We start from the raw sequence: 20,826 nt of genomic DNA, 5'->3' as shown, positions 1-20,826 counted from the left end.
TCTTATTTTTCTGCTTTTTCTGTTGCTCCTACGTAGTCAAGTACCATCCTTTGGTTAGGGTTAAGGTATTTTTTGGCTACATCCCTTATCTCTTCCCTTGTTATCGAACGGTAGATGTCGATCTCAGTATTGATAAGGTTCACATCGCCGTAAAGAAGGTAGTACGACGCAAGGTTCTCAGCAATGCCCTCAACATTTGAGTTGCTGCTCACATAACGGCTTTCGAACTGGTTCTTCAGCTTGGTGAATTCCCTTTCAGAGATAAGCTCTGTCTGGAGCTTCACGATCTCAGCATCCGCTTCCTTCATGATGTCCTCGGCAGTAAAGCCCGGCATTGGGATTCCGTATACAATATATAGGCCTGCATCTTCCTGGCTGTAGTTGAAAGCGCCGATCTGCATTGCCATTTTCTTGTCGTCAACGATTTTTTTGTACATCCTTGAGCTCTTTCCGTCGCTAAGGATAGACGATATCATGTCAAGCACCCTTGCCTCACGTGTTTTCATCGAAGGCGTCCTGTAGGCGGTAACCACCATCGGAAGCTGTACGTTAGGGTCTTCGTAGCGTGCCTTGAAGCTTTCAGTGATTGGCTTTTCTTCAAATTTCTGGCGTGTTACCGGCGTGCCTTTCGGTATGGCGGCAAAGTACTGCGATATCCATTTTTTAGCCTGTGCCGGGTCAAAATCGCCCGCTACTACAAGCACCGCATTGTTCGGGATGTAGAATTTCTTGTTGAAAGCCTGGAACTCCGCAAGGGTAGCGGCATCAAGGTGCTCCATAGAACCGATGGTTGCCCAACGGTACGGGTGTACCTTGAACATGTTCTTTTTCACTTCGGCAATAAGGTTACCGTAAGGCTGGTTGTCTATACGAAGCCTTTTCTCCTCTTTTACCACCTCATTCTGCGTATCAACGCCAATCTGGTTGATCACAGGGTGCATCAGCCTTTCCGACTCCAGCCAAAGGCCAAGCTCAAGGTTGTTGGAAGGGAATACCTCATAGTAATAGGTGCGGTCGTCCGACGTGTTGGCGTTATTGTTTCCGCCGTTAGAAGTAACTATCTTAAACCAGTCGCCGCGTTTGATGTTCTCTGTGCCTTCAAAAAGCAAGTGCTCAAAAAAGTGTGCAAAACCCGTCCTTTCAGGGTTCTCATCCTTAGAGCCCACGTGATACATTACCGAAGTAATGACTACCGGCGCACTCTTGTCCTGGTGCAGGATCACGTGCAGGCCGTTGTCCAAATTGTATTCTTCGAATGCCACTTTCTGGGCAGAAGCTGTTCCGCCAAGCATAAGGAGCGAACCCAAAGCGATTAACGATCTTTTCATAAAAATACTGATTATTATTGTGTTTTGATAATTGGTGTGCAATTTCGTCAATTTGTTACAATTAAATTATCTTTTTTTTTAAGAAGTTGGTTTTGGATTGCAAAAATGGCATTTAAACACACGTATATATAGGCTGGATTTAAGGGAACGCTCATTTCTCTCCCGTAAAGACACAAGCTACCCGGGCAGAGCTGTTGCAATGCAACGGCTCTGCGGAACACCAAATCATTTTGCAATTGAGACCGGCCTGTATTCCAATGTTAAACCCTGCCGATTGCTGTGTCATTAGCCATTGCATTGCAACGGTTCTGCGCATTTCAAAATCATTTCACACTATGACACCTTCGCATCACGGTTGCATTGGGCAATTCACCACAACATATATAAAATGTAAACCTCAGGAAATCAAATCCCTGCCCTTCAAACATTTTTTTGAAATTTTACCCCCGCAGGTTGCCTGATAAATAATAAGTTGTATATTTGCACACTCAAAAAATTAATTAAACCATATTGTTATGTACGCAATCGTAGAGATAGCAGGGCAGCAATTTAAAGTTAGCAAAGACCAAAAGGTATTTGTTCACCGTCTGGAAGGCAAAGAAGGCGACGCGGTTACATTCGCGAAAGTACTTATGCTTGACGACAACGGAACAATCACCCTTGGCGCCCCGGCTATAGAAGGTGCTTCAGTAGAAGCCAAAGTGCTGCAGCACTTAAAAGGAGACAAAGTAATCGTTTTCAAAAAGAAAAGGAGAAAAGGCTTCAAAAAGAAAAATGGCCACCGCCAGTCTTTAACGCAAATCCAGATTTCCGGTATCATCGGGGCGGGTGCTGCGCCTAAGAAAAAAGCTGCTGCCAAAAAAGCAGACGCAACTGAAACTGCAGAATAATATTAACAATTAAAAACAAAACATCATGGCTCACAAGAAAGGTGTCGGTAGTTCCAAGAACGGTAGGGAATCGGAGTCGAAACGTCTAGGCGTTAAGATATATGGCGGCCAGGCTGCTATTGCCGGTAACATCATAGTAAGGCAGAGAGGTTCTAAGCACAATCCGGGCGAAAACGTGTACATGGGCAAAGACCATACACTACACGCTAAAGTTGACGGTGTTGTTAAGTTCCAGAAAAAAGGCGACAACAAGTCTTTCGTTTCTATAGTTCCATTCGAAGCTTAAGAAATAGTCTTATCACAATATAAAAACCCACTCAATCGAGTGGGTTTTTTAGTTGCCGGTTACTTGATCAGGCTCTCCTCAACAATGCCCTGCCATTTCTTTACCAGTTCCAGCTCGGCATTGATCTGCATGAGCGTAGCGCTGTTATAAAACTCCAGCACGGTATCGGGCTCTTTGCTGCTGTTGTGTACCAGTACCAGCTCCAGCTTTTCAATGGCATTGCCGGCACCATTAATGTATACCTTGTCTACACCCGCCAGGTGGGCCTGCTTTTGCACCTCCCCGTCTTTCGTCCTGCGGAAAAAGAACAGGCATTTCTCATTGTCGTCAATGCCTATCGCGGTGTTGTGCCAAAGGTCGTGGCGCGTTATGGCACAGCCATAGGTTATGGCCTGCGCCTTCAGCTGCTTAAGCAGCAATTGCTGTTTCTCTTTTTTCTTCTTATTTATGAGTACGAACGGTACAACGCAAATCGCTATGAGCACCGCCCCTATTATTGTGGTTTGTAGATCCATTTCTTTTTGTGATTATTGAGTTATAGTGGTGTATTGCCACGTACTATTTTTGAACACCCAAAATCAATTTAACCACATAGGTACATAGGTTCCATAGTGATTTCAGGCAGGAGGATACATATTTACACATAGATGAAGCGTCGCTTCACTATGCGCTACTTTAGCCAAACCTACCCAGCCACAGAAATGCCTATGTAGCTATGTGGTTAAATCGATTTTAGACGGTTTTTTATTGCGGAATAAAACCGGGGTATCACCAAAAAGAATGGAAAGGATAAATGATGTCGGCAACCGAGAGGATGTGCACATTCTGCAGCCTCCTGACATACTGCCGGAACGTTTTAGGAATAAAGTGCCCTGCAAATTGGGGAGTAGGCGCAAGAGCGTGAAACGTGAGCTTGAAGTTTTGGGGCTGTCCGTATTTGGCAAAAGCCTCCACAAAGGCCGTCTGCGGAATGTGGGCCGCCAGCTTGTCGGGCGTGCCGGCAACAAGGGTTGTTTCACCGGCTGCCGATGCGTCATAAACGGCGGCCAAATCATTGCCATTACCGGCAGCACCCACGGCCATGCAGTAGCACAGCGCGAGCAGGATAACCAGGGTATGTTTCAATGCGGCCTTCATCGGCGCAAAGATACCATTTTATTTTTTGGAGGCAGGCGTACGGCCCTGCACTGCCTGGCCATAACAGAAGGAAGCGCAATAAGGGGGTTGAGCGCCTATAAAAAATTACCGGAATTATTGTTTTTCGTAAACGTTTTCTTAATTTCGCGCCCGCCGCGAACCTGATTGCGGCACTGATCAATTTTTATTAACCAATTAGAAGAACTAAAATGAAAAACCTGTTCCAAATGTTGCTTGCTGCCCTTGTAATGGCATCTTGCAACCAAAAAGCAGATTCTGAAGGCACAAATGCCGAAACCACTGAAGCAACAACCGAAACACCTGCTGTAGCGTATGTTTTTAACGAAGCTGACTGGGTTGAAACCGACCTGAGCACTACAAAAAAAGAGTACCCTATCCTGGTAAAACTGCCTAAAACAGCAAAAATCGGCCTAAGCGAGATTAACCCTGAAGACCTTACGGTTACCATAAACGAAGATACCGGCCTTACTGTTAGTACCGCTTTTGAAAACACCATCGAAGAAGCCCTTAAAAGGTTCAAAGCGCAAAATACAGGTGGAGACAGCACCAAAATGCTGAAAGAAGACGAAAACGGCTTTATGTATGAAGAACTTGCTACCGAAGGCTTTGACGCCCAATACAGGTTTTATGTTATAGTGAAAGCCAAAGGCGAGGGTTGCTACGTAATCCACAACCATGCTACAGGTGCGGTTGCCGGCACAAAGGAAGCTGCAGAAAAAATGTATGAAGCTGTAAGAAGCTCTGCTAAAGTAAAATAAGCAATTCCCTGCTATCAAATAGTAAAGGGCTGCCCGTTAAGGACAGCCCTTTTGCATTTACTTTTTGCCCGTCTTTGATGACGCCCTGCAAAGGTCATTTTAACCCTCAATATCCATCTTGCGCAGCAGGCCGTCCTGCACCGTATAAATATGCTTTACGGTGCCGTCGAACAGTACCCCGCCCTGCAGGTCCTTTACAAGCTGGTGTACCGTCACCTCTATGGTGCCATTATCCCTTTCGCTGATTCCGGCCGGGTCGACATTGGGGTTTATCTCACCCCATTGCCGGGTCCAATAGTCCCGTATCGCTTCATGACCCCGGACGTAGCCACCCTCAAAAGCTTTGGGCCATTCAACCTCCGGATGGAAAGTGGAAAGGGCCGCATCAATGTCGCGGGAATTAAAGGCTGCATAGGCCTTGTGGATCAAATTTTCTTTAGCGGCATCCATTTTATGGTCTTTATAAAAGTTAGTTTTAAGCTTATCGCAAACGATGGCATCAAAAATACCCCTGGGTATACCCTAAAATCATCATGGCGGGGTTATAAAATCCCCTAACCGGCTCCTCAAAATCCCCCTGAATTCTTCAAAATGGCCATAAAATCATCACGTTCTATCTCCCTTGCCCCAAGGCTCTCAAGGTGGTCGTTGTGTACCTGGCAGTCGAGCAATTTGTAGTTTTCGAGCTGCAGCTTTTTGCACAGTGCAATGAAGGCTATCTTGCTGGCATTCGGTACTTTGGAAAACATACTCTCCCCACAGAATACGTGCCCCTGGTCGATGCCGTACAGCCCGCCCACCAGCTCGTCGCCCTGCCACACCTCTACCGATTTGGCATGGCCCAGCTCATGCAGCCTGCAATAGGCTTCGGCCATATCGGCGGTAATCCAGGTACCGTTCTGCCCGTGGCGCTTTATGTCGCGGCAATTGGCTATAACCTCCTGAAAGGCAAGGTCAAAGCTCACCGAGAAAATGCCCCTGTTCATAATGTTGCGCATGCTCTTGGAAATTTTCAGCTCGTCGAAAAACAGCACCATGCGCTCGGGCGGGCTCCACCACAGTATGGGCTCATCGTCCTCAAACCAGGGGAATATCCCGCTTTGGTAAGCCAGCAGTAGCCGCTCAGCAGAGAGGTCGCCGCCAATGGCTACAATGCCTTCGGGCGATGCTTCGTCCACTGGGGGGAAATAGAGTTCACGTGAAAGGAAGTACATCCGTTATTTTTTATAATAAGGCATATCAAAGTTAGGCATTGAAAATTAAAGTTAAAACAACCCGCCCCACAAAATGATTTTTTACCTTCGCCTATTAAACGGATGCAACACATGAAATATTTCCTTTTCCTCTTTATCTTTTGGGGCGTTCCCGCAACGGCGCAGAACTTTGTCAACATGGAAAAGGACACTATTTACATGGAAGAAGTGGTGGTAAGCAAAGGGAAAAAGCTCAAAATGAAAACCCTGCGCCTCACCGGGCCCTGCTATTCACCCGAACCTTTTAAGGATGCCGGTGAGATCGTGACCCTGGCAGAGGGCATTCCGGCAGGGTCGCTGGAATCGGTTACCTTTTATTTCAACGGGATATTTGACAATAAGAAGGAACACAGCGAACGCGCTACTTTCGGGGTGCTCATTTATACCGTAGACGAAAACGGCCAGCCCGGCAGGCGCATTGCCTACGACAGCAAAGCGCTCATCATGGATGAAAAAGCCAAAGGAAAAATCAGCATTAACATTGCCGGGCTGGACCTGAAAAGCGAAAGCAAACTATTCATAGGATTGATAAAGGAATCCGGGCCGGAGGAGATTGATGACCTGTATTTCGACTGCATGTGCAGCGGCCACGACAAGTTCATGACCCTTGCCCGCACCTCCGAAAGCGCCCCGTGGGAACGCCGCTGGGTATGCGCCGGTATGCGGGTAGATGTACGGGTGGTTTTGGATAGGTAAAATACCAATTGCTTCTCAGCTTTTTAGCCTATATTTGGAAAAAACTTCAGGCAATTCAGCATTCCCACATACAGTTGAACTATGAAAAATATCCTTTTTATCCTTTTTCTTTTCAGTCTTTCTGCCTCGGCCCAAAACATTGATATGGAAAAAGACACCATACAAATGAAGGAAGTAGTGGTCAATGAAAAAAAAAAGAATGGCAGACAAATATCCTACAAATTCCGACGAGGCATTTGCACTTTCTATGATAATCTCTCCAGCGTTTATGAAACAGCGACGATGGCTTACGATATGCCGAGAGGAATGATAAAATCTTTGCGATTTGAGTTTAATCACTCTGCCAAACGAGACGACAAAGGGAAGTATGCAGATACCGAAATAGAATTGAATTTGTATGATGTAAAGGCCAATGGTGATCCCGGAGAAAAGCTTGGGTCAAAAACTTTTTTAGTACCGGGCAGCCATTCCGGCAAAATGAATATTGATGTGTCTGATTTACAAGTGAGAAATGAAACTGGAATATATGTTGCCCTGCGCAAAGTCAAAAAAGAGAATTCAAAGGCAACAGATTTTGAAGTGGACTGTAGTTGTAAAGAAAATAAAAATCACAAAACCTTGATATATAACCCTAAGAGCGAAAAATGGCTGCAAGCCCACGGACCTTATGCCTTTGAACTTACAGTAACCATTGAGCAGTAAACGAAGATACCACAATAAATAAAAATCCCGGACACCTTTTACGGCCCTGGGATTTGTTATTTGTTATTTGGAACTTGGAATTTTAAAAAGGCAGGTCGTCGTGCTCTTCCTCTTTAAAGTTCGTTGCCGGCTGGAACTGGTCGTACTGCTGTTGCGGCGGCGTTTGCTGTTGGTATTGCGGTGCCGGCGCCCCTGCTGCCGGAGCTTCAGGCTGCAGCTTCTCTATCCTCCAGCCCTGTATCGAGTTGAAGTATTTTGTCTCCCCCTGTGGGTTTACCCACTCGCGGCCCCTAAGGTTTATCGAAACCTTTACCGGCTCGCCCGGCCTGTAGTTGTTCAGCAGGTCGCATTTGTCCTGCGTAAACTCTATCATGATGTGCTGTGGGTACTGCTCATCGGTAGTCACCACCATTTCCCTCTTCCTGAAACCGTTGGCGCCAAAGGCTTTGGTTTCGTCAATCATCTTGATCCTTCCTGAAACTTCCATAATTGTCTGTTTTAATTTTCTGCCTCACCGGGCAGCTATCGTTAGTAAATAATTAAAAATCTTTTTGTGCGAGCAGTACCTTCCAGGCTTCTGCCACCTTGTTATTGTCGAGCAGGTCCTTGGCCATCGCCAGCTTTTTCTGCTCATCGTCAGCGCTCAATACCGCTTTCATCTCAAAGCTGCCTTTTACAAATATAGCAACTTCCACGTCGGTAGGCAAGGTTTCCACGTTGCCAAGTTTCCCCAGGTCATTACCGTTGAAAATGCCGCTTTCCTTTACAAAGGCCGGAATGGCATCTACCCCTATGCCCAGTGTGGTGAGCGGTTTTTCCACTTCAAAAAGGCCGGCATTGGCACGGCTGTACCAGTTGCCCCCCATGCGCGCCACCAGGTCGATCTTGTGCTGGTCGATGGCTTCGCCGTTCGGGGTCAGTACATCTTCGTTGATGTGCATTTTCAGGATTTCGCAGATGATCAGGTTGCCCGCCCCGCCTTCGGTGCCCAGGCTTACGATCTCGAGCACTTTGCATTCAAACTGCACCGGCGACTCTTTTACCCTGAAGGGCTTCACAATGTCCGACGGCAGCATCGTCAGTCCCGCTTTCTCAAACTCATTCACGCCATCGGCATACTCGGTGCTGGACAATGATGCCTGCTGCACGATGTCGTGGTTCACCACGTTGATCACCACCTCACGGTTCAGCTCAGCATTGATCAGCGTATGCTTGATGGTATTGTCGCGCACCCTGCGTGCCGGCGAAAACACCAGTACGGGCGGGTTGGAGCTGAATGCATTGAAAAAGCTGAAAGGCGACAGGTTGGGCACGCCATTCCTGTCGAGCGTGCTGGCAAAAGCGATGGGCCTGGGCCCTACCGCCCCCTGCATATAGCCCTGGAATTTGGCCGTGGGCATTTCTTTTGGGTCAATACTGAACATTTCGGGTCTGTTGTTTTCACAAAGATAGTCGTTTGGAGGGATGCAGCACAGTTTTAATCCCGCCAAAAACCACAAAATATTAACAGCCAAAAAGGCGTTATGCCTGTTGAAAATTGTACCCCTGTATCGCATCGTTTTGTATCTCATTGTGGACAAATAATGCGGCAGGTTCAGATTTGTTTCATAATTGTTCCATGTGCCGACAAACAGCTACCCTTACTCAACTTTTTAGTATCTTTAAGCCACAAAATACCGCTTATGCAAATTATCGACAAAAGAAGCTTTACCCGCTGGTTCATCATCATCGCTTCTTTTCTTATCGTTATACTGATCGTATGGAACACCTACTTCCTTTTCCAGAGGTTTAAAGTGGATGAAAGGGAAAAGATGCAACTTTGGGCAAATGCCACCGAGGCTTTATCCAGTGAAACGGAAGATAAAACGTTTGACCTGATAAATTCCATTACCCAAGGCAATACGACCATACCAACCATATTGACAGATGGAAAAGGAATTATCCGAAAGGCAAGGAATATCGACGAAGTAATAATAAAAGACGATGTCGTTAAAGATTCCATCCGTGCCTATAAATTGCTCGAAGAATTCAAATCCACAAACTCAGCCCTAAAGATCGAATATTTGGGTGAGGTACAATATATCTACTATGGCAACTCTGTCATGCTTAGTGTACTCAAATATTATCCCGTGGCACTCGTGCTCATCATCGTGCTTTTCGGGGCGGTGGTGTATAACTTTTACCGTGCTTCAAAAATGGGTGCGCAAAGCCGCCTGTGGGCCGGTATGGCCAAGGAAACCGCCCACCAGATAGGTACGCCGCTGTCTTCTTTATTAGGATGGATAGAGATCATGAAGGCCGATAATGTGGATGAAACCACCGTTGAGGAAATAGAAAAAGATGTGAACCGCCTGCAGACCATAGCCGAACGCTTCTCGAAAATAGGGTCGGAGCCGGTACTGGAAGAGCGGGATATTGTGGCCGAGACCGAAAACGCCTTTGATTACCTGAGGGCACGGGCATCGAGCCAGGTGGAGTTCAATTTCCGTTCGCCCAACCATCCGGTGATGGTAATGCTCAACCCCGAGCTGCACAGCTGGACGATTGAAAACCTCGTGAAGAACGCCATAGATGCCATGAAAGGCAAAGGCCGCCTGGACGTGGTGGTGGAAGAACGCGAAAAATTCGTGAAGATAAAAGTGTCCGACAGCGGCAAGGGCATACCCAAGGCGCAGTTTAAAAAAGTGTTCGAACCGGGCTTTACCACCAAGCGACGGGGCTGGGGGCTTGGGCTTTCGCTAACCCGCCGCATTGTGGAGGAATACCACAAAGGCAAGATAAAAGTACTGGCCTCCGAAGTGGGCAAAGGCACCACCATGCAGGCGAGCTATAAGAGGGTTTAATGCCTGATTATACACGTGAATATAAATGATTACGTTGCAGAGCCGTTGCAATGCAACGGCTCGAACGTTATGGCCTATCATATCGGTATTAGACGTTGCAATGCAACGGCTCACGCTTTTTGGTATATCTTATTCGTATCAGACGTTGCATTGCAACGCCTCTGCCACAAAGCATAAGTCAATTTTGGTATAGAATAGGATTTGTGACCTATTTATACCGAAATCACTACATTTTAATCTATAGCATTAAGGTCGATGTCGAAGTCGCCACTCACATAATAGCCTGGAGTGCCTTCGGGTTCCTGCGTGCCGGGCTGCACATTGCCCGAAAAGCTGCCCACCAGGTGGTTGTCGCTCCTCAGCGTGGCTATATGTTCGAAGTCAGGATTGGCCAACGGGCCTGCCAGCATAACATAATGATGCATGATGTCAAGATGCGTGCCGTCAAACTGGTTGTCATTAATATCGATCTGCTGGAGTTCGTAGTGCCCGTCCACCAAATTGAACGGCAAGTGCACATAATTCTTTATATGGTGGCTGCCTTCGAATATAATGTAGCCCCTGACCGTCAGGTCGAATGCGGAATCAGGCCCGCCCCTCATCACTTCGGGGTCTTCAAACTGTATGTTGTTGCCGAGGTAGGCAATCCGTACATGCCCGGTGGAAACGGCTTCCTGGCCGGGATTTTGGGATGCATCGTCATCAGAACAGGACAGCAAAATGGCGCTGCATACAAAGAGTAGTATCTTTTTCATAGGTTAGGTTTTGTGTAAGAATGGCGCAAAAACTGAGCCATAAAAAACGGGGCGATTGCCCCGTTTTATGTTTTTTTATAAAAATTATGGATTGCTTGAGTAGGTTTCTGTTACCGTCTCTTCATCACCATCACCATCATAATCAGTGGTGTATGCTACTTTTAATTCTGAAGCTGTGAGCTTTTTTATAGTCACCGTTTGTGTTTCGCCACCCGCAGTGGCAGTAATTTTGTTGCCGTTTACAGTATAGGCCGCATTAAAAACATCCGTTAAAGGTGTATTACCGTCACAACCATAAACATCCACATTCGTAAGTACGCCTCCACTCGAAAATTCAATATAATCTTTTCCACATGCCTCATGGTCATCCCAAAGCTCTGTTTCTCCATTAGCGTTTACAGAAACATAGTACCACTTCTTCAGCAAGTTGTCCGGGTTTATTGATCCTGACGAACTATCGTCGTCAGAACACGAAGCAAAAAGCGCTACTGCAAGGCCTAAGCCGATTACTTTTTTCATTGTTGGTTTTTGTTTAATTGTTATACGGCAATAATAATAAAATTTCAAATAAAAAAACCTGGGTTTATAAGGGTAATTTTATGGTGTACTGGTATAAATGTAGGTTATTGTCGCCCCGTTCAGGGTCGCCTGGGTTTCCAGCCTCGAGGAAGTCAGCTTCTTCATGGTAAAGCTCTCAGGCATTCCATCTATAGTATAGGTAAGCGTTTCTTCAGTTGCTGAATAGGTCCCCGTATCTACAGCCGGATCCTGCTGGCAGTCGAAATAATCGACATTACGCACAACATTATTGGCCTGAAACTCGATGTAATCCTTCCCGCACGGCATATGGCCCGGGTAATTCTGCGTTTGGTTTCCTAATTTGGTTGACACGTAGTACCATCTTTTTTGCAAATGGTCCAGGTTTACCGCAGGGTCATTGTTGTCATCATCAGAGCAGCCTGCCAGGCAGAGTGCCATCATTGCAAATACAAGTATCTTTTTCATAGTGTGTTAGTTTAATATATGTACAATGATACGAAATAACACAAACGCCGATGGTTAAATTTGTTATAATAAAAAACCGGAACTGTGTCCGGTTATTATTAAAGGTTTGCCGCAATGGCCTTTGCCAGCGCCTCAAACTCTTCTTTTTCCAGTTTCACTTTATTGGAAAAGCGTATCTCGTCCATTTCGTTCAGCGGAATGAGGTGTACGTGCGTATGCGGCACCTCCAGCCCAATTACCGACATCCCTATCCTCTTGCAGGGCACGGTCTTTTCCAGCGCTTTTGCCACTTTGTACGAAAACGCCATCAGGCCCAGGTAATGCTCCTGCTCCATGTCGAATATCTTGTCGATTTCCTGCTTCGGAATGCACAGGGTGTGCCCCTTGGCATTGGGATTTACATCCAGAAAGGCAAGGTAGTTGTCGTCCTCGGCTATTTTATAGGCCGGGATTTCGCCGTTTACTATTTTTGTGAATATCGATGCCATGGCTTAGTCGCGTGTTATTTCGAGCACGTCAAATTTCAAAGTCCCGTTAGGCACCTGTATTTCGGCCACCTCACCAACTGATTTGCCCAAAAGCCCTTTGCCTATGGGCGATGTAACCGATATTTTCCCGGTTTTAAGGTCGGCCTCGCTTTCGGCAACCAGCGTATATTTCATTTCCATGCCGTTGGCCTGGTTCTTTATTTTTACAGTAGAAAGCACAAGCGCTTTCGACACGTCAAGCTGCGACTCGTCGATAAGGCGCGCGTTGGCCACCAGCTCTTCCATTTTGGATATCTTCAGCTCAAGCAGCCCCTGGGCTTCCTTGGCGGCATCATATTCGGCATTCTCAGAAAGGTCGCCTTTATCCCTCGCCTCGGCTATGGCCTGGCTGGCTTTAGGGCGTTCTATGCTTTTGAGCTGGTCCAGCTCGTCCCTTAATTTTTTTAATCCTTCCGCAGTGTAATAAGATACTGTACTCATGACTTCATCGTTTATATATAAATAGAAAGAATCCCATCGCGACGGGATTCTTTTTACAAAGATAGTATTTTTTATTAATTCAAATTTTAATCTTGCAATTGCAGTACTCCAAAGTTAATTAAATTAACTTTGTTTCATAATTATCTGCACAAATTTTTATGCTATGAAAAAATTCATGTTCCTCCTCTTCGCCATCGCTCTCCTCTCGGGGTGCGGCAGCGATGACTATAATAACACCAACCGTTTCCTGCCCAACTATAACTTTTCGGTAGACCTTGATTTCAACCTCCCGCTATACAATGCGCTGCGCTTCCCGGCCAACCCGGTGCGCATCAACCAGGCCGGTGTGGGCATCAACGGCATTATCGTCATGAATACCGGCAGCGGCTATGTAGCCTATGAGGCCACCTGCCCCAACCAGCCCGTTACTTCCTGCTCCTCGCTTACCATAGACGGCATCAACGTAATATGCAACTGCGACGACGTGGTGTACAGCCTCTTTACAGGGCTTCCGGAAGCCGATGTGCGTTACCCGCTCAAGCCCTACCGCGTACAGATCACGGGCGAAAACTCCATCAGGGTATACAACTGATGCCCCGCATTGTACTCAACACCGTTATCCATGCGCCAATTGAGGTTGTATTCGACCTTTCGCGAAGCATCGACCTGCACAAGATTTCTACCGCACATACGAATGAGGAGGCCATAGCCGGAACCACATCCGGCCTCATCGGCATGGGCGAAAGCGTTACCTGGCGGGCAAAGCATTTCGGGCTGTGGCAAAAGCTAACGTCCGAAATAACGGCTTTCGACCCTCCCCGCTATTTTACCGACGAGATGAAAGAAGGGGCTTTTAAAGGCTTCCGGCATGAGCACCTCTTTGAAGAAAAAGGCGGTACCACCTATATGACCGACATTTTCGACTACCAAAGCCCGTATGGCATCTTTGGCCGCATGGCCGACAACCTATTCCTCGAAAAATACATGCGCCGCCTGCTGGAAGAGCGCAACCGCATCATTACCGAATTTGCCGAAGACGAAAGTAAATACCGCCGGGTGCTCCCCTGAATACCCGCACTTTTTCGGGTACCATCCTCGCCAAACGGCGATTTTCAGCATTTCTGTTTTTACGAACTTTCAGGCCCTGTTTTCAAATTTTCAGTGAAATGTTACAGATATTCATTTGCTAAAAATGATGAAGGCTGCTTGCCTACATTTGCCCTGTAATTAAAAACAAAACGGAAGAAAGGCAATTTGAAAATCACCGCCAAATGTTAAATCAGCGTTACGACATCTTGAATTTTAAGATTTTTTTAACCCGAAAATAATTACGTGTTATAAAAATTGTATTTTCGTCCACAAAATAATTTATAACCAATAAAACAAAAAGAACATGAGAATTTTAATGAGGATTTTAGGAATCATCGCAGTTATCGTAGCTGTAGGAATGGGAACCCTTGGTGTAGTAAGGAATTTTGGGGATGCCGAAGATGCTAAAGAATCAGCCGCAATGGTAGAGCAGGCCAAAAAAGATCTTGAAACAATGAAAGAAAACGTTAAGCAACTTTCGGGACCTGAGGCAGATGAAATGAACAGCGAGATTGCCGACATGGAAGAAATGATGGATATCGCATCACCCGGCACTTATACTACTTTGGGTATCATGATGGCCCTGCTTGCACTTGCCAGCATTGTTTCTGCAGTATTCCTGTTCAAGGCAGGAGGAAAAACCGCCGCGATGCTATTGGGCGCAACAGTTGTCATAGGCCTTGCAGCCATTGTGCTTTCACCTGATTTCAGCAGTAAATACGGCGCAATGAGCAACCGCTCCGTAGCTATCATCGTTACCGTACCTGCCGTACTTGCAGCCCTGTTTGCCTTTGCGATGCGCAATGGCAAAAAACAGCCTGCACACGCTTAATCAATACATCTTACTAAATTATAATTCAAAAACCATTACAATGAAAAAAACGGTTATCATGGCATTGATGCTGTCAATGGCACTGTACTCGTGCAAAGACAAAAATGCCGCTGAAGGAACAGAAACTGCCGAACAAACGGAAGCTGCCCCTGCTGAAAAAACACCTATATATGTGGTTAACGAGGCCGACTGGGTAGAAACAGACCTGAGCGGAACCTCAACGCTGACACCGATCATCGTGAAGCTTCCTAAGGATGCCGTACTTGAAAAGAATGGCAACGGCGGGGTTGACGTAACGCTTGCCGAAGATTATGTTATCTCTGTTTATGCACAGGCTGTAAGTTCGATGGAAGAGCTTATCAAAGGAAACAAAGGCCTGACAGTAGGCCGTACTGAGCAGTATGTTGACATCAAAACTATTGTTGATGAGCCTAACGGATTTGTATTTACATACACCATGAAGCCTGAGGCAAACGGTGCAACATACAATCCGGAATCGCACTTCTTCTATGCGCTTGAAACCGAAGGCAAGGCATTCTTCAGCCTTTCAGACAGCGGCTCTATGACCATGTCGGAGAAAGTATATACCGAAGAAGCGGCCAAGAAAGTTTACGAGATCATCAAGAGCTCGGCAAAAGTTAAGGAATAACAGGAAAGATTAACCAATCAAACCTTCCTGAGGCCCCCGCGAGGGGGCTTTTTTGTTTTTATAGATATAGGTGAACCGCTAAATCTAATAATCTATTTTACAGGCTTGCTCCCCATATAGAAAACCAGCGTTCCGCCATTTGTTATATCGCCGTGCTTCAGGGTTGAACCCGTAAAAGGCTTCCCGTTGAGTTCCATTTTCTGCACATATACATTCTTAGCGCTTTGGTTTTTGGCAGTTATGGCAAACGTCCGCCCATTCTCAAGGTTGAGTATGGCGGTCTTTACCAAAGGGCTGCCAAGGGCATATTCGTCGCTCCCCGGAGCCACAGGATAAAAGCCCAATGCAGAAAAGATATACCAGGCACTCATCTGGCCGCAATCGTCGTTACCGCCCAGCCCGTCGGGCTTCGGCTTGTACATCGCATTAAGTATCATGCGGATTCTTTCCTGGGTTTTCCAAGGCTTACCCGTCCAGTTGTACAGGTAGGCCACGTGGTGCGAAGGCTCGTTGCCGTGCACGTAATTGCCTATGATACCGTCGCGTGTAATGTCCTCCGTATGCTCAAAATACTTATCGGGCAGGGTCATGGTAAACAGCGAATCGAGATGTTGCGCAAACTGCTCTTTCCCGCCGTTCATGGCCACTAATGCATCGGGATTGTGCGGCACATACAGGCTGTAGTTCCACGCATTTCCTTCTATAAAGCCCTGCCCATGCGTATCAAGCGGGTCGAATTCTTTCTTGAAAGTCCCGTCTGAAAGCCTTGGGCGCATAAAGCCGGTGCCTTTGTCGAATACGTTCTTATAATTCTCTGAACGCTTCATATATTCTTTGTAAACCTCATCCTTGCCCAGCCTCTTCGCGATCTGCGCTATGCACCAGTCGTCATAGGCATATTCCAGCGTTTTGGAAACCGATGAGCCATTCTTGTCTTCCGGCACATAGCCGAGCTTTTGGTAGTACTCGATCCCGTCATAATACTTCAGGTTCGCCGAGCTGATGCAGGCTTCCAGCGCCTTATCATGATCATACGCCAGGTTGCCCTTGACGATGCCGTCCGCCAACAATGACACCGAATGATAGCCTATCATGCACCAGTTCTCGTTGGCATAGTGCGACCATACCGGCAGGGCATGGTGCACGCTCTGGTCATAATGTGCCAGCATCGACTGCATCATGTGGTTATTGCGTTCGGTTTGTACAAGGTTGAACAAGGGGTGCAGCGCCCTGTAGGTATCCCAAAGCGAAAAAGTGGTGTAATTGGTAAGGCCCTCCGCTACGTGCACATTCTGGTCAAGGCCTTTGTATTCGCCATTATTATCCATATACACCGTCGGGTTGATGAAGGCGTGGTACATGGCAGTGTAGAAATTCACCCTATCGTCTTCTGTCAGGGTTTCCACCTGTATCTTGTTGAGCTCTTTTTCCCAAAGCTGTTCTCCTTCCTTGCGGGTGCGGTCAAAATCCCAGTGCGGCACCTCCGCCTGCATGTTGGCCAGGGCATTGGCCGTGCTTACCGGCGAAAGAGCAAATTTTACCTTTACCTTCTCATTTTCAGCAGTTTCAAAATCAAAATGCATTTTTATGTTGTGGCCGGCCGCTTCGGGAAAGATTCTGGTTTGGTCGAACTTCCGCCAAAAGCCGTTGTATATGTTGTTCTCGTCATACTTCGCTGCGCCATACTGCTTTATGGGCTTTGAGAAGGCCATGGCAAAATATACCGTGCGTGTGCGTGCCCAACCCTGCGTTTGGCGGTAGCCCGTTACCAGCGTATCGTTCTCTACACGCACAAACGTCCATACATTCTTGTCTTTGTGGTTATAAATACCGGCCATGAGGTCCAGTATAATATGTGCATCCGCCGATTTTGGAAACGTATAGCGATGGAAGCCCACCCGCTGGCTGGTCGTGAGTTCGGCAGTAATGTTATGGTCATCGAGCTTTACCTTGTAATAATTGGCTGAGGCCGTTTCATTGGCATGCGAATAGGCCGAGCGGTAGCCTGAAGCCGGATTATCGGCAGTCCCGGGGTTTAACTGTAGTTTGCCCGTGGTCGGCATGATCAGGAAATCCCCCAGATCGGAATGCCCCGTCCCGCTGAAATGCGTATGGCTGAACCCGCAGATGGTCTTGTCGGCATACTGGTAACCGGCGCAATATTCATACACCTTGCCGTTGTACTTTTTGTTGAGTTCGTAGGCAATGCTGTCGGTATCCGGGCTAAGCTGCACCGAGCCGAATGGTACCGTGGCACCGGGAAAGGTATGCCCCATGCGCTGCGTCCCGATAAGCGGGTTGATGTACTGGTAATTTTTCTTAGTGGTTTTTTGGCTGTAGCCGATGGCCGAAAGCAATAATGCTGTAATGAGCAATCGTAATTTCATGGTAGTTTGTTGTGTGAGATAAAGGTAGAAAAAAAACCTCACCCCCAAGCCTCTCTGCTAAAGGGCCTCACCCCAACCCCTCTCCAAAGGAGAGGGGCTGCTACACTCATAAACCTCATTGCAACCTTTCCAGGCATGGAAATATGCAGGAAGAGTGAGTCTGAGTCAGCACATTCCGTCACCCTCTCCAAAGTAGAGGGCCGGGGATAGGAAAAAAAACAGGGAACCTCCCGATTCCCTGCCTTTCAATGTAGTAGTAAGTTTTTAGCTGTGTATTAGAATTTCAGTGTTAACCCTGCAAGGAAGTTAATGCCCGCCTGCGGATAATAGTAGGGGTCGCCCCACATATAGCCGTTGGAGGCGTACTCTTCATCAAATATATTGTTTACCAACCCGCTCAGGATAACGGCTTTGAATATCTTCTTTGGCTTAAATTCATAGCTTACATTTATGTCGGTAGTCGTGTAGGCATCCAGCGTGGCATTGTCAGACTCGAGGTTGTCCATGAACTGCTCGCCCACATATTTTGTGGCCAGCATCCCCTGGAAACCGCTTTTGCGGTATATCAGCTGTACTGCCCCGATAACAGAGGGTGAAAAGGCAATCTCCGTCTTGCCCAGGTTCTGTACGCCCTCTTCGGTTTCGTTAAAAAAGTCGATGTTCTTGTTATCGCTTATGGCAATGTTCGGCCTTAGCGTGAATTCGTTGGTCAGTGCAATCGCTGCATCGGCCTCAAGGCCAAGTCGGTAGCTGTCGCCGCTGTTGGCATATACGGGTGCACCCACGTCGTTAAGCGCGCCTGTCAGCACAAGCTGGTCCTTATAACGCATATAGTAGGTGTTCACATTGATGTTGGTACGGCCTGCCTTAAACCTCCAGCCCAGCTCAAAATCGTTAAGGCTTTCGGCCTTGGTGCTGCCATTCTCATAGTCATCGCGGCGCGGTTCCTTGTTGCCACGGGCGTATGAAAAGTAAAGCGTGTTTTTGTCATTGAGCGAGTAGGTAAGGCCTGCTTTCGGGTTAAAGAAATTGAAGGTATCATCCACCGGATCGGCCAGTACGCCGTTAGCTTTGTAGTTCACTGTACGGTACTGCAGGTCGCCAAAAAGATTCAGCTTAGCGGTTACATTATAATTTGCTTTCGCATATACATTCAGGTCGGTCTTGGCGGCATAATCATCATAGTAATGATCGTCCGGCTGCGTATCCGACGAATACCTCGCCCATATCACTTCGCCAAAGTGGTCGCCCTCATACTTGTTGTAGGCACCGCCAAAAACCACATCAAGGGCTTCCTTTTTATAATTAGCAGAGAAAGTCGTTCCGTAAAAATCGTTCTTAAGCCATTTGCGGGTTATCAGGTCTTCTTCGGTAATCTCCACACCATCCACAATTACCGGCTGCAAACCATAATCAGCATAGGTATCATTGTCGCGGTAGTTCTCGTAATAGCCTTTGCCAATGGTATAATGAAACGCCAGGTTAGTGCTCCACACGTCGCTCAGGCGCTCGTTCCAATGCAATTGGTAGTGGTCCTGCTGGTAATTATCGGTTTCATTGTCATAAAAACGCGTGTTGCCTTCGGCATCGGTATACATACCGGAATAATTGTATTGCCTGTCGCTGGCCATTGTAGCGGCATCAATGCCGTTCCATGCCTGGTAGGTGCGCTCACTGCCTCCAAAAACCAATGCTTTAATCAATGTTGTATTACCAACATAAGTACCCTGTAAAAAATAGGACTTCAGGTCGGATGACGCGCGGTCGATATAACCATCGGACGCTATGTTCGACAGGCGGCCTGCCAGCTCAAAGCGGTCGTTCATCAGCCCGGAGCTGAATTTTACCGTGTGCTTGCGCGAATTGAAGCTCCCGAAAGAATTCGAAATTTCACCTTCGGCCTCGTGCTTAAAAGCATCCGTAAGCACGTTAAGGCTGGCGCCAAATGCGCCTGCGCCATTGGTTGATGTACCTACACCCCTTTGCAGCTGGATGTTTTCGGCAGACGAGGCAAAATCGGGCATGTTTACCCAAAAGGTCCCCTGCGATTCGGCGTCGTTGTACGGGATTCCGTTGATGGTTACGTTTACCCTCGTGGCATCGGCGCCACGCACACGGATGCCGCTGTAGCCAATGCCGTTTCCTGCATCAGTGGTAGTTACAACCGATGGAAGGTAATTAAGAAGTGTCGGGATGTCCTGCCCAAGGTTGCGGGGCGCAAGTTCCTCTTTCGAAACATTGCTGAAGGTAACCGGCGTTTTGCTGTTGGCGCGTACGGCCTGTACCAAAACCTCATCGAGCTTGTATTCCTGTGTTTTAACGCTGTCCTGTAGTACAGGCTCCTGTGCCAGCGCAGCAAATGAGAAAAGTGAGAAAGCAGTAATTAGCCCTGCTTTGCAACTTTGCAGCTCCCGCCACTGCGGGACAAGTTTTGCAGCTTTTTGACTTTCAAAAAATAAAATTTTCATCCGTAAAATGTTTTACGAATAAAAGGGGCGATTATTCTTTTGTTTAAAATTAGTAAAATGATGTTCCTGGCAATTCCGGCGGCGTGCACTCCGCATTGGTTTTGCCTGTTTCCCTTGGCGGCATTACCCGCCCAGGTTCTTTGGGTATGATCTCAGCCCGATTGTTTAGGGCACCCCTTTGAGACGGGGCAAATGTACTTTTTTATTTCAGATTTCAGATTGTAGATTTCAGATTTTTCCACTCAAGCCCAAAAAAACCTTGTAATTTGAAGATTATGAGTGAAGCTCAATCAGAAATCAGAGATCTGAAATCAAATATTAGGCCTCCTGCGAGACTGTTTGATCTCCGATTGCCTGCGCTTGTTCTCAATGCGTTTCTTGATGACGGCAGGTGGGATTTTCGTTGCCTTTCGGGGTTTTACCACTTTCAGGGCGCTATCCATAACCTCCAGGAAGCGCTTTGTTACAATGTCTTTATTGCGAAGCTGGCTGCGGTCTTCGTCGCAGTGCAATATCAATATCTTTTCAGTTGTCAGGCGCGATGCCAGGCGGGTTTCGGCAAGTGCTTTTTCCTCATCGGTAAGCGATTGCGAATTGGCCAGGTCAAAGCTCAGCACGACCTTGGAGGCCACTTTATTCACGTTCTGCCCCCCTGCCCCGCTGCTTCGAACGGCTTTATAATCAAGTTCCTGTACTATCTTTTCTTTATCCATATTATTTCAGATGTCAGATGTCAGATTGAACTTCACCCGGATGCTA

The 20,826-nt window shown here is 47.1% G+C and carries 25 protein-coding genes and 1 riboswitch; of the genes, 10 read left to right on the top strand and 15 right to left on the bottom strand.

Annotated features, from left to right (window positions below):
* Positions 1-2: 2 nt before the first annotated feature.
* Positions 3-1,328, bottom strand: a complete 1,326-nt coding sequence (locus OGH69_RS04350) for a M16 family metallopeptidase (RefSeq protein ID WP_265173224.1) — start codon at positions 1,326-1,328, stop codon at positions 3-5.
* A 515-nt stretch (positions 1,329-1,843) separates the two neighbouring features.
* Between OGH69_RS04350 and rplU the strand changes: the two genes are divergently transcribed.
* Together rplU and rpmA are read left to right on the top strand one after the other, a co-directional pair.
* Positions 1,844-2,218, top strand: a complete 375-nt coding sequence (rplU, locus tag OGH69_RS04345; protein WP_265173223.1) for a 50S ribosomal protein L21 — start codon at positions 1,844-1,846, stop codon at positions 2,216-2,218.
* A gap of 25 nt (positions 2,219-2,243) precedes the next feature.
* Positions 2,244-2,504: a 50S ribosomal protein L27 gene (rpmA, locus tag OGH69_RS04340; RefSeq protein ID WP_108777454.1), complete on the top strand. Its 261-nt coding sequence runs from the start codon at positions 2,244-2,246 to the stop codon at positions 2,502-2,504.
* A 59-nt stretch (positions 2,505-2,563) separates the two neighbouring features.
* Here rpmA and OGH69_RS04335 read toward each other — a convergent pair whose 3' ends face one another.
* Positions 2,564-3,019 carry a hypothetical protein gene (locus OGH69_RS04335; protein ID WP_265173222.1) on the bottom strand — a complete coding sequence of 152 codons (456 nt, stop codon included), beginning with the start codon at positions 3,017-3,019 and terminating at the stop codon, positions 2,564-2,566.
* Between the two features lie 253 nt (positions 3,020-3,272).
* Positions 3,273-3,641, bottom strand: coding sequence for a hypothetical protein (locus tag OGH69_RS04330; RefSeq protein WP_265173221.1), 369 nt, complete (start codon positions 3,639-3,641; stop codon positions 3,273-3,275).
* Between the two features lie 209 nt (positions 3,642-3,850).
* Here OGH69_RS04330 and OGH69_RS04325 point away from each other — a divergent pair, with 209 nt between their 5' ends.
* Positions 3,851-4,420 carry a hypothetical protein gene (locus OGH69_RS04325; protein WP_265173220.1) on the top strand — a complete coding sequence of 190 codons (570 nt, stop codon included), beginning with the start codon at positions 3,851-3,853 and terminating at the stop codon, positions 4,418-4,420.
* 99 nt (positions 4,421-4,519) lie between these two features.
* On the opposite strand, the gene OGH69_RS04320 is transcribed toward OGH69_RS04325, so the two are convergent.
* Positions 4,520-4,870, bottom strand: coding sequence for a nuclear transport factor 2 family protein (locus tag OGH69_RS04320; protein ID WP_265173219.1), 351 nt, complete (start codon positions 4,868-4,870; stop codon positions 4,520-4,522).
* A gap of 116 nt (positions 4,871-4,986) precedes the next feature.
* Entirely contained in the window at positions 4,987-5,634 is a 648-nt protein-coding gene (aat, locus tag OGH69_RS04315) for a leucyl/phenylalanyl-tRNA--protein transferase (protein ID WP_265173218.1), read from the bottom strand.
* A 111-nt stretch (positions 5,635-5,745) separates the two neighbouring features.
* On the opposite strand from aat, the gene OGH69_RS04310 reads away from it, so the two are divergent.
* Positions 5,746-6,369, top strand: coding sequence for a hypothetical protein (locus tag OGH69_RS04310; protein ID WP_265173217.1), 624 nt, complete (start codon positions 5,746-5,748; stop codon positions 6,367-6,369).
* An 81-nt stretch (positions 6,370-6,450) separates the two neighbouring features.
* Positions 6,451-7,071, top strand: a complete 621-nt coding sequence (locus OGH69_RS04305; protein WP_265173216.1) for a hypothetical protein — start codon at positions 6,451-6,453, stop codon at positions 7,069-7,071.
* 82 nt (positions 7,072-7,153) lie between these two features.
* Here the strand turns inward: OGH69_RS04305 and OGH69_RS04300 are convergent, their stop codons facing one another.
* Together OGH69_RS04300 and OGH69_RS04295 are read right to left on the bottom strand one after the other, a co-directional pair.
* On the bottom strand, positions 7,154-7,558 hold the full coding sequence (locus tag OGH69_RS04300) for a DUF3127 domain-containing protein (protein ID WP_265173215.1): 405 nt from the start codon (positions 7,556-7,558) through the stop codon (positions 7,154-7,156).
* 52 nt (positions 7,559-7,610) lie between these two features.
* Positions 7,611-8,495: a flavin reductase family protein gene (locus OGH69_RS04295; protein ID WP_265173214.1), complete on the bottom strand. Its 885-nt coding sequence runs from the start codon at positions 8,493-8,495 to the stop codon at positions 7,611-7,613.
* 258 nt (positions 8,496-8,753) lie between these two features.
* Between OGH69_RS04295 and OGH69_RS04290 the strand changes: the two genes are divergently transcribed.
* Entirely contained in the window at positions 8,754-9,914 is a 1,161-nt protein-coding gene (locus OGH69_RS04290) for a sensor histidine kinase (protein ID WP_265173213.1), read from the top strand.
* 233 nt (positions 9,915-10,147) lie between these two features.
* Here OGH69_RS04290 and OGH69_RS04285 read toward each other — a convergent pair whose 3' ends face one another.
* The 5 genes from OGH69_RS04285 to greA all read right to left on the bottom strand — a co-directional run bounded on the left by OGH69_RS04285 (position 10,148) and on the right by greA (position 12,642).
* Positions 10,148-10,669, bottom strand: a complete 522-nt coding sequence (locus OGH69_RS04285) for a hypothetical protein (protein WP_265173212.1) — start codon at positions 10,667-10,669, stop codon at positions 10,148-10,150.
* Between the two features lie 84 nt (positions 10,670-10,753).
* A complete protein-coding gene (locus tag OGH69_RS04280; RefSeq protein ID WP_265173211.1) occupies positions 10,754-11,188 on the bottom strand; it encodes a lipocalin-like domain-containing protein in 435 nt (144 codons plus the stop codon).
* 78 nt (positions 11,189-11,266) lie between these two features.
* Positions 11,267-11,674, bottom strand: coding sequence for a lipocalin family protein (locus OGH69_RS04275; protein ID WP_265173210.1), 408 nt, complete (start codon positions 11,672-11,674; stop codon positions 11,267-11,269).
* Between the two features lie 98 nt (positions 11,675-11,772).
* The gene (locus OGH69_RS04270) at positions 11,773-12,162 is read right to left on the bottom strand and encodes an HIT family protein (RefSeq protein ID WP_265173209.1); all 390 of its coding nucleotides are present in this window, start codon (positions 12,160-12,162) and stop codon (positions 11,773-11,775) included.
* Between the two features lie 3 nt (positions 12,163-12,165).
* On the bottom strand, positions 12,166-12,642 hold the full coding sequence (gene greA / locus OGH69_RS04265; RefSeq protein ID WP_265173208.1) for a transcription elongation factor GreA: 477 nt from the start codon (positions 12,640-12,642) through the stop codon (positions 12,166-12,168).
* A gap of 163 nt (positions 12,643-12,805) precedes the next feature.
* Between greA and OGH69_RS04260 the strand changes: the two genes are divergently transcribed.
* The 4 genes from OGH69_RS04260 to OGH69_RS04245 all read left to right on the top strand — a co-directional run bounded on the left by OGH69_RS04260 (position 12,806) and on the right by OGH69_RS04245 (position 15,212).
* The gene (locus OGH69_RS04260) at positions 12,806-13,234 is read left to right on the top strand and encodes a Rieske (2Fe-2S) protein (protein ID WP_265173207.1); all 429 of its coding nucleotides are present in this window, start codon (positions 12,806-12,808) and stop codon (positions 13,232-13,234) included.
* Positions 13,234-13,710 carry an SRPBCC family protein gene (locus OGH69_RS04255; protein WP_265173206.1) on the top strand — a complete coding sequence of 159 codons (477 nt, stop codon included), beginning with the start codon at positions 13,234-13,236 and terminating at the stop codon, positions 13,708-13,710. Before OGH69_RS04260 ends, OGH69_RS04255 begins: the two co-directional genes overlap by 1 nt.
* A 325-nt stretch (positions 13,711-14,035) precedes the next feature.
* Positions 14,036-14,563 carry a hypothetical protein gene (locus OGH69_RS04250; RefSeq protein WP_265173205.1) on the top strand — a complete coding sequence of 176 codons (528 nt, stop codon included), beginning with the start codon at positions 14,036-14,038 and terminating at the stop codon, positions 14,561-14,563.
* A 40-nt stretch (positions 14,564-14,603) separates the two neighbouring features.
* Positions 14,604-15,212, top strand: coding sequence for a hypothetical protein (locus tag OGH69_RS04245; RefSeq protein WP_265173204.1), 609 nt, complete (start codon positions 14,604-14,606; stop codon positions 15,210-15,212).
* Positions 15,213-15,304: 92 nt separating this feature from the next.
* Here the strand turns inward: OGH69_RS04245 and OGH69_RS04240 are convergent, their stop codons facing one another.
* From OGH69_RS04240 to arfB, 3 genes are all read right to left on the bottom strand, one after another.
* Complete coding sequence (locus tag OGH69_RS04240) at positions 15,305-17,599, bottom strand: GH92 family glycosyl hydrolase (RefSeq protein WP_265173203.1); 2,295 nt, start codon at positions 17,597-17,599, stop codon at positions 15,305-15,307.
* Positions 17,600-17,874: 275 nt separating this feature from the next.
* Positions 17,875-20,067 carry a TonB-dependent receptor gene (locus tag OGH69_RS04235; protein ID WP_265173202.1) on the bottom strand — a complete coding sequence of 731 codons (2,193 nt, stop codon included), beginning with the start codon at positions 20,065-20,067 and terminating at the stop codon, positions 17,875-17,877.
* A 93-nt stretch (positions 20,068-20,160) separates the two neighbouring features.
* Positions 20,161-20,255, bottom strand: a riboswitch (TPP riboswitch).
* 123 nt (positions 20,256-20,378) lie between these two features.
* A complete protein-coding gene (gene arfB, locus OGH69_RS04230; RefSeq protein WP_265173201.1) occupies positions 20,379-20,780 on the bottom strand; it encodes an alternative ribosome rescue aminoacyl-tRNA hydrolase ArfB in 402 nt (133 codons plus the stop codon).
* Between the last annotated feature and the right edge of the window lie 46 nt (positions 20,781-20,826).

The organism is Flavobacterium sp. MFBS3-15 (assembly GCF_026107645.2).
Taxonomy (GTDB): Bacteria; Bacteroidota; Bacteroidia; order Flavobacteriales; family Flavobacteriaceae; genus Flavobacterium.
Note: the sequence above shows the minus strand (reverse complement) of the source record. Positions and strands in the feature narration are given on the sequence as shown.